6 protein-coding genes are annotated in these 7403 nt (G+C 69.9%); 5 read left to right on the plus strand and 1 reads right to left on the minus strand.

Going from position 1 to position 7403, the window contains the following annotated elements; translation table 11 throughout:
* Nucleotides 1-21: 21 nt before the first annotated feature.
* Nucleotides 22-630 carry a hypothetical protein gene (locus RMO85_RS12300; RefSeq protein WP_310529015.1) on the plus strand — a complete coding sequence of 203 codons (609 nt, stop codon included), beginning with the start codon at nucleotides 22-24 and terminating at the stop codon, nucleotides 628-630.
* Here RMO85_RS12300 and RMO85_RS12305 read toward each other — a convergent pair.
* A complete protein-coding gene (locus RMO85_RS12305; RefSeq protein WP_310529016.1) occupies nucleotides 627-1757 on the minus strand; it encodes an endonuclease/exonuclease/phosphatase family protein in 1131 nt (376 codons plus the stop codon). The two genes, RMO85_RS12300 and RMO85_RS12305, sit on opposite strands and share 4 nt — an antisense overlap.
* Before the next feature lie 64 nt (nucleotides 1758-1821).
* Between RMO85_RS12305 and dusB the strand changes: the two genes are divergently transcribed.
* From dusB to dnaG, 4 genes are all read left to right on the plus strand, one after another.
* Nucleotides 1822-2973, plus strand: a complete 1152-nt coding sequence (gene dusB / locus RMO85_RS12310; protein ID WP_310529017.1) for a tRNA dihydrouridine synthase DusB — start codon at nucleotides 1822-1824, stop codon at nucleotides 2971-2973.
* Between the two features lie 178 nt (nucleotides 2974-3151).
* Nucleotides 3152-4039 (plus strand): hypothetical protein, encoded by an 888-nt coding sequence (locus RMO85_RS12315; RefSeq protein WP_310529018.1) that lies wholly within the window; start codon nucleotides 3152-3154, stop codon nucleotides 4037-4039.
* A 60-nt stretch (nucleotides 4040-4099) separates the two neighbouring features.
* Nucleotides 4100-5365, plus strand: a complete 1266-nt coding sequence (locus tag RMO85_RS12320; RefSeq protein ID WP_310529019.1) for a deoxyguanosinetriphosphate triphosphohydrolase — start codon at nucleotides 4100-4102, stop codon at nucleotides 5363-5365.
* Between the two features lie 20 nt (nucleotides 5366-5385).
* Nucleotides 5386-7287, plus strand: coding sequence for a DNA primase (gene dnaG, locus RMO85_RS12325; protein WP_310529020.1), 1902 nt, complete (start codon nucleotides 5386-5388; stop codon nucleotides 7285-7287).
* Nucleotides 7288-7403: the final 116 nt, after the last annotated feature.

A 7403-nucleotide genomic window follows, 5' to 3' on the forward strand; every position in this document is an offset into this window, starting at 1 on the left:
CCACCGGTGCACAATGCACCCATGATGCGTGCCAGTCTCCTGACCCTCGTCGTCGCATTCATGCTCTCGGCCTGTGGCTCGGACACGACCGAGCCCGACGCGACGGCGTCGCCGACTGCGTCCGAGACCGCCACCGAGCAGGCAGCCCCCACGCAGCTGTCGTTCGGCGACGCGGAGTCAGTGACGTGGCAGCCGACCGCCGACGTGTCGGGCGAGCTGACGCTCCAGGTCGACAGGGTGCGGGCCGGCGACTTCGCGGACTTCGACGGCCTCGCCGGGTCCGGCATCACGCAGGACAACCAGCCCTTCTACGTCGACGCGCTGATCGTCAACCAGAGCGATCTCGACCTCGGTGGGCTCGACGTCCCTCTCTATCTCCAGGACTCCAACGGGACACTGAGTCCGCCGTGGGGGTTCGCTCGACCCTTCAAGCCGTGTGACTCCGGCCCGCTGCCGGTGCCGTTCGCAGCGGGCGACCGGGCGGACCTCTGCCTCGTCTTCTTCGGCTCGCCCGGCGCGGGCTTCGAGTCCGTCACCTTCCAGCCCACCCTCGACGCGGCTGCCGTCACCTGGACCGGTGAGGTCGCGGAGCCCGTGCTCGGCACCAAGCCGAGGAAGAAGCCTCGCTAGGGCCACTCGATGTCGGCATAGATGGCCGCATGGTCCGAGGCCTCGTCGACGTCGCGGGTCAGCGTGTCATAGACCTCCCACGCGTCCCGGGTGCCCGGCCCGCGGTAGACGCCCATGCGGAAGACGCCTCCGCCGGTGGCCAGGGCGAAGAGCGCCGGCGACAACAGGACGTAGTCGATCTTGTCCTTCTCGTTGCCACCGCGCCACGTCCCCAGTCGGCCGTTCCACTCGAAGTCCGGGTGCGCGCTGATGTCCGTCAGATCGGTGTCCTCGAGCAGGGCGTCCAGGGAGCCACCACCGGACCAGTCGTTGAGGTCACCCACGACCGCGATGTTCTCGATGCCCTCCGCGCGCAGCCCCTCGTAGATCTCCGCGACCCGTGCGGCCTGACGCCCTCGCCGTACCGCGCCCACGGGGTCACCGGGACTGCCGTACCCCTTGGACTTGAAGTGGTTGACCAGAACCACGAGGCGCCGGCCGTCGGTCCGCTCGAGGTGATACTCCGCGCAGTCCCGCGAGAAGATCCGCCCGTCGGCGTCCTCGTCGAAGATGTGGGTGCGGATGGCCGTGACGCCGTGCCCGTCCCGACACAAGATGCCGACATCGATGCCGCGGTCGTCGTTCCCGTCGATCAGCAGCGCCTGGTCGTACGGCGAATAGCCCACCTCGGGCAGGGCCGCGTCGGAGAACAGCTCGAGCAGGGGCCGCGACTCCACCTCGAGCACGCCGAGCACGTCGGCCCCGACGTCGCGCACGACCATGGCCGTGTGCGTGGTGGCCAGTTCGCTGACGTGCTCGGTGACGAGCTCGACCCATCCCACCCAGTCGGAGCGCCCGCGCGCCACGAGGCTGGTGTCACCGTTGCGGTGCCGGGTCAGCAGCTTGCCGCGGACCTTGCGGAGGATGGCGTACCTGCTCGAGTCCGAGCGCAGGAGGCCCATCACCTCGAGCAGGCTCAATAGCTCGTCCCTGGTGCCGGTGTCGTAGACGGTGAGCTGGGCGAGTTCGGTGAAGCGGGCGTACGCCGCGAGCACCGCCCTGCCCTCGTCCCAGTCCTGGGTGTTCATCACCCGCGGACGGTCGAACATGTTCTCCACATTGAACGAGGCGATCCGCGTCCGGGCCATGCACCCACCAAACCAGAGAGACGGCGGTTTGGGCAGGGCCGTCGCCGGCCGCGACAATGGCGACATGTCGTTGCTGCCTGCGCTCACCCTGGGTCCACTCGTGGTGGAGACTCCGGTCGTGCTCGCACCGATGGCCGGCATCACCAACGCCGCCTATCGCCGCCTGTGCCTGGAACAGATGCAGGCGCAGGGGGCATCAGGCCTCTTCGTCTGCGAGATGATCACCTCGCGCGGCCTCGTCGAGGGCGACGAGACGACGAAGAAGATGCTCGTGTTCGACGAGCTGGAGTCGGTCCGCTCGGTCCAGCTGTACGGCACCGACCCGGCGTACGTCGGCAAGGCGGTCGAGATCCTGTGCGCCGACTACGGCGTGGCCCACATCGACCTCAACTTCGGCTGCCCGGTGCCGAAGGTGACCCGCAAGGGTGGCGGAGGAGCGCTGCCGTGGAAGCGCGGTCTGCTGGCGGACATCCTGACGGCGGCGGTGGGCGCGGCTGCGGCGTACGACGTGCCGGTCACGATGAAGACCCGCAAGGGTCTCGACGACGACCACCTCACCTATCTCGACGCCGGCCGGATCGCTCAGGAGACCGGTGCCGCGGCCATCGCGCTGCACGGGCGGACCGTGGAGCAGGCCTACTCGGGCAACGCCGACTGGGACGCGATCGGCCGGCTCGTCGATGCCGTCGACATCCCCGTTCTCGGCAACGGCGACATCTGGGAGGCCGCCGACGCGCTGCGGATGGTCGAGGAGACCGGGGCGGCCGGCGTGGTGGTCGGGCGGGGCTGCCTGGGTCGGCCCTGGCTGTTCCGCGACCTGGCCGCTGCCTTCGAGGGCGAGGACGTCGCGACCTTGCCGAACCTCGGCGAGGTGGCGCATATGATGCGCCGCCATGCCGAGCTGCTGAGCGAGCACATGGGGGAGGAGCGCGGCTGCAAGGAGTTCCGCAAGCACGTCACGTGGTACCTCAAGGGCTTCCCCGCCGGCGGCGAGCTGCGCCGTTCGCTGGCCCTCATCGACTCGCTCCCCACCTTGGACGTCCTGCTCGCCGAGCTCGACCAGGAGGCGCCCTTCCCGACCGGTGAGCTCGGCACGCCGCGGGGCAGGCAGGGCGCCCCCCGCAAGCGCATCGTGCTACCCGAGGGGTGGCTCGACGACACCGACGGGCGTGGGCTGCACGTCCACGAGGAAGCGAACGAGGTCACGGGCGGATAACACTTGTGATCACGGCGCGGTGACGAACACGTGAGGTGAAACACCTGGTAACACTCGGCCCGGAAATGGGACAGCGGCGAAAACGTGTGTTTGACTCTTCAATCGTGTGTGGCGCTCGCCTTCCCCGCTTGAGTGCCTGACACGCATCCCCCGTACACGACAGCTTAGGACCAACGCTGTGGCCCAACATCGCCACAAGCGGGAAACCAACGCCCGCCGCCCCAAGGCCATCCAGGTCGCGGGACCCATCGCCATCATGGCGACGGTGTCCGCAGTCAGCCTCGGTGTCCTGACCGCGACCCCTCGGGCGGACGACATCCTGGCGACGTCGAGCAGCTCCGGGGCCGCCAGTGCGCTGTCGAACAGCATCACGCGCACGGACATCGTGTCGCGCTCCGAGTCGCGCCTGCTGGCACGCATGGCCGCCCAGCATGAGGCGGAGCAGGAGCAGGAGAAGAAGCAGAAGCGAGAGCAGAAGGCCACGCTGAGCGCGATCGCGCGAGCCGACACGACGATGTGGACGACCGCCGAGCTCAACCTGTGGTCGGGCCCGGACAAGCACGCCGAGCAGGTCGGCGTCCTCGATGGGCTGGAGAAGGTGCTGCTCACCGGACGCAAGGACAACGGTCGCGTCGAGGTGGTCGTCGAGGACAGGTCTCGCTGGGTGACGGCCGGCTACCTCGCGGAGGAGAAGCCCGAGACCGGTCCCACGCTCGGTGGCACCTGCACCAACGGCTCGTCGGTGTCCAGCGGCGTGCACACCGGCGTCGTGCTCGTGCACGAGGCGGTCTGCGCCAACTTCCCGCAGATCACCACCTACGGCACCTTCCGCGGCGACGGGGAGCACGCCCAGGGCCGCGCGGTCGACGTGATGATCAGCGGCGAGACCGGCTGGGAGGTGGCGGAGTTCCTGCGCGCCAACTACTCCGCCCTCGACATCGAATACATCATCTACTCCCAGAACATCTGGTCGGTCGAGCGCGGCGGCGAGGGCTGGCGGTCGATGTCCGACCGTGGTTCGACCACCGCGAACCACTACGACCACGTGCACGTCACCGTCTACTGATCCCACCGGCCGCTCGGCGGCGGTGACGCTGTCCGAGGGCACCACTAGGCTCCCTGCTCGATGAGCATCGAGGATCTGTACGGCGACGCCGACCGCGAGCGGCTGGTCGCCGAGCCGCCGAAGCGGGTCGACGCGCCGGTGCGCACGCCCTTCGAGCGCGACCGCGCCCGGGTGGTCCACGCCGCCGCGTCGCGACGGCTCGCCGCCAAGACCCAGGTGGTCGGCCCGCAGTCCGACGACTTCGTCCGCAACCGGCTCACCCACAGCCTCGAGGTGGCGCAGGTCGCGCGCGACCTGGCCCGCGCCCTGGGCTGTCATCCCGACGTCACCGAGACGGCCGCGCTCGCGCACGACCTGGGCCATCCGCCCTTCGGTCACAACGGCGAGCGTGCCCTGGCGGGCCTGAGCCAGGAGTGCGGAGGGTTCGAGGGCAACGCCCAGACGCTGCGGCTGCTGACCAGGCTGGAGGCGAAGACGTTCGGCGAGTCCGGCTCGGTCGGGCTCAACCTGACCCGGGCGACCCTCGACGCGTGCACGAAGTATCCGTGGACCCGCGCGCTGGCGTCCGACCCCGGGGGGGTCCACGCGGACGGCACGCCGCGGTTCGTGGTGAAGTTCGGCGTCTACGACGACGACCTCGAGGTCTTCTCGTGGCTGCGCCGCGGCATCGACGGCACGCGCAAGTGCCTCGAGGCGCAGGTGATGGACCTCGCCGACGACGTCGCCTACTCCGTGCACGACGTCGAGGACGGCATCGTGGCCGACCGGCTCGACCTGACCCGGCTCGACCTCGACGCGCTCTGGGAGACGGTCCGCGCGTGGTACCTCCCCGAGAGCGACGACGCGGAGCTGCTGGCCGCCCTGGAGTCGATGCGCGCCCAGGAGAGCTGGCCGCGGGCGCCGTACGACGGGAGCAGGCGATCGCTGGCGGCCATCAAGAACCTCACCAGCGACCTCGTGGGCCGCTTCTGCGGGAGCGTGCAGGCGGCGACCTTCGCCCAGTCGGATGGGCCCTTCGTGCGGCACCGCGCCGACCTGGTGGTGCCGCGGCAGACGGAGCTCGAGATCGGCATCCTCAAGGGGATCGCCGCGCACTACGTCATGCAGGCCCAGGACCGCGTCGACCTGATGGAGAGGCAGCGCTCCTTGATGTCCGAGCTGTTTGAGGCGCTCTGGCGGCTGGGCGCGGACGGGCTCGACCCGTCCTTCGTCGAGGACTGGCAGGTGGCGGCCGACGACAACGCCCGCCGTCGCGTGCTCGTCGACCAGGTCGCCTCCTACACGGATGCACGTGCGATCAACCGGCACGCTCAGCTCAGTCGGTAGTCGCCCGTAGACTCCGCGACGTGGCAGGCAGGATCCGCGAGGACGACATCGCTGAAGTGCGCGAGAAGGCGCGCATCGACGACGTCGTGTCCGGCTACGTCACCCTCCGCAAGGCCGGGGGCGGCTCGCTCAAGGGGCTCTGCCCCTTCCACGACGAGAAGTCCCCGTCCTTCCACGTGACGCCCTCGCGCGGGTTCTTCCACTGCTTCGGCTGCCAGGAAGGCGGCGACGTCATCGCCTTCCTGATGAAGATCGACGGCCTCACCTTCGCCGAGACGGTCGAGCGCCTCGCCGACAAGTACGGCGTCCAGCTGCGCCGCGAGGACGGCGACGGCCCGCCGGAGCGATCGCGGGGGCCGGCGCGTGGGCGGCTGATCGAGGCCAACAAGATCGCCCAGGAGTTCTATGCGGGGCAGCTGGAGACCGTCGACGCCGTCACCGCGCGCGCCTTCTTGACCGAGCGCGGCTTCGACCAGGACGCGGCCACCACGTTCGGCATCGGCTTCGCCCCCCGCGACGGAGAGGCGCTGACCAGGCACCTTCGCGGCCGCGGGCTGACCGACGAGGAATCGATCGCCGCCGGTCTGGTGGCGATGGGGCGGTCGGCGTACGACCGCTTCCGGGGGCGCCTGCTGTGGCCGATCCGCGACGCGAGCGGCGACACGATCGGCTTCGGCGCGCGCCGGATCTTCGACGACGACAAGATCGAGGCGAAATACCTCAACACCTCCGAGACGACGATCTACAAGAAGAGCCAGGTGCTCTACGGCATCGACCTGGCACGTCGTGACATGGCTCGGTCGTCGCAGGCCGTGGTCGTCGAGGGCTACACCGACGTGATGGCCTGCCACCTCGCTGGTGTGCCGACCGCGGTCGCCACCTGCGGCACCGCCTTCGGTGACGACCACGCGCGCGTGCTGCGGCGGTTCCTGCACGACCACGAGGAGTTCCGTGGCGAGGTGATCTTCACCTTCGACGGTGACGCGGCCGGACAGGCGGCGGCACTCAAGGCCTTCAACGGCGACCAGAACTTCGTCTCCCAGACCTACGTCGCGATCGAGCCCGACGGCCTCGACCCGTGTGACCTGCGGATCCAGAAGGGCGACGCGGCCGTGCGCGAGCTCGTGGCCAAGCGGCAGCCGCTGTATCGCTTCGTGCTGACCAACGTCGCCTCGAAGTACGACCTCGACCGCGCCGACGGCCGCATCGATGCGCTCCGCGAGGCTGCGGGTCTGGTGTCGAGCATCCGCGACAAGTCGAAGGTCGACGCCTTCGCGCGCGAGATCGCGGGCATGCTCGGCGTGGACGTCGACGACGCCCGGTCCGAGGTCCGGCGTGCAGCCGGTCGTGCGTCTCGCCCACCTGCGGAACGAGTGGATCGTCGGGCACCGCACGCAGCGACCTCCACCGAGCCGGCCGCGCCGCCCCGGCCGCAGGTGCCGAGCCTGCGCGACCCGCGGTTCGCGATCGAGCGGGAGACGCTCAAGATCGTCATCCAGCACCCGTCGTCGGTCGGACGGGTCATCAACGGTGTCGGGCCCGACGACTTCAGTCACCCGACCTATCGCGGGGTGTGGGAGGCGATCGCGGCGGCGGGTGGGCCGGCCGCCGGGGTCGAGGACGAGGGCTGGAGCACCAAGGTGCGTTCGTCGGTCGCCGACCCGGCGGTGTCGTCGGCCATCAGCGAGCTCGGGGTCGAGCCGGTGCTGACCCCCAGTGCGCCGACCTCGACCTACGTCGCCATGCACGTCTATCGCCTGCAGGAGCTCACCACCATGCGGCGGATCGCCGAGCTGAAGTCGCGCCTGCAGCGCACCAACCCGGTCGAGCACGCTGCGGCGTACAACAAGATGTTCGGTGAGCTGGTGGCCCTGGAGCAGCACCGCCGCAACCTGCGCGACCAGCAGGTGAAGACGCAGTGAGGTCGCCTCGCCGCACGTCGCCGCGCCTCGTCGTGGCTGCGGGGGAGCGGGTGCTCGCCTCGTGCGAGAGCGTCGAGGGGGTCCTGCTCGCGGGGACGCGCGACGCGTTCTACATC

It is taken from the genome of Nocardioides sp. (assembly GCF_031422975.1).
Lineage (GTDB): Bacteria > Actinomycetota > Actinomycetes > Propionibacteriales > Nocardioidaceae > Nocardioides.

Coding starts and splice junctions, on each gene's coding strand:
- RMO85_RS12300 (WP_310529015.1), top strand. CDS start 22: ATGATGCGTGCCAGTCTCCTGACCCTCGTCGTCGCATTCATGCTCTCG.
- RMO85_RS12305 (WP_310529016.1), bottom strand. CDS start 1,757: ATGGCCCGGACGCGGATCGCCTCGTTCAATGTGGAGAACATGTTCGAC.
- dusB (WP_310529017.1), top strand. CDS start 1,822: ATGTCGTTGCTGCCTGCGCTCACCCTGGGTCCACTCGTGGTGGAGACT.
- RMO85_RS12320 (WP_310529019.1), top strand. CDS start 4,100: ATGAGCATCGAGGATCTGTACGGCGACGCCGACCGCGAGCGGCTGGTC.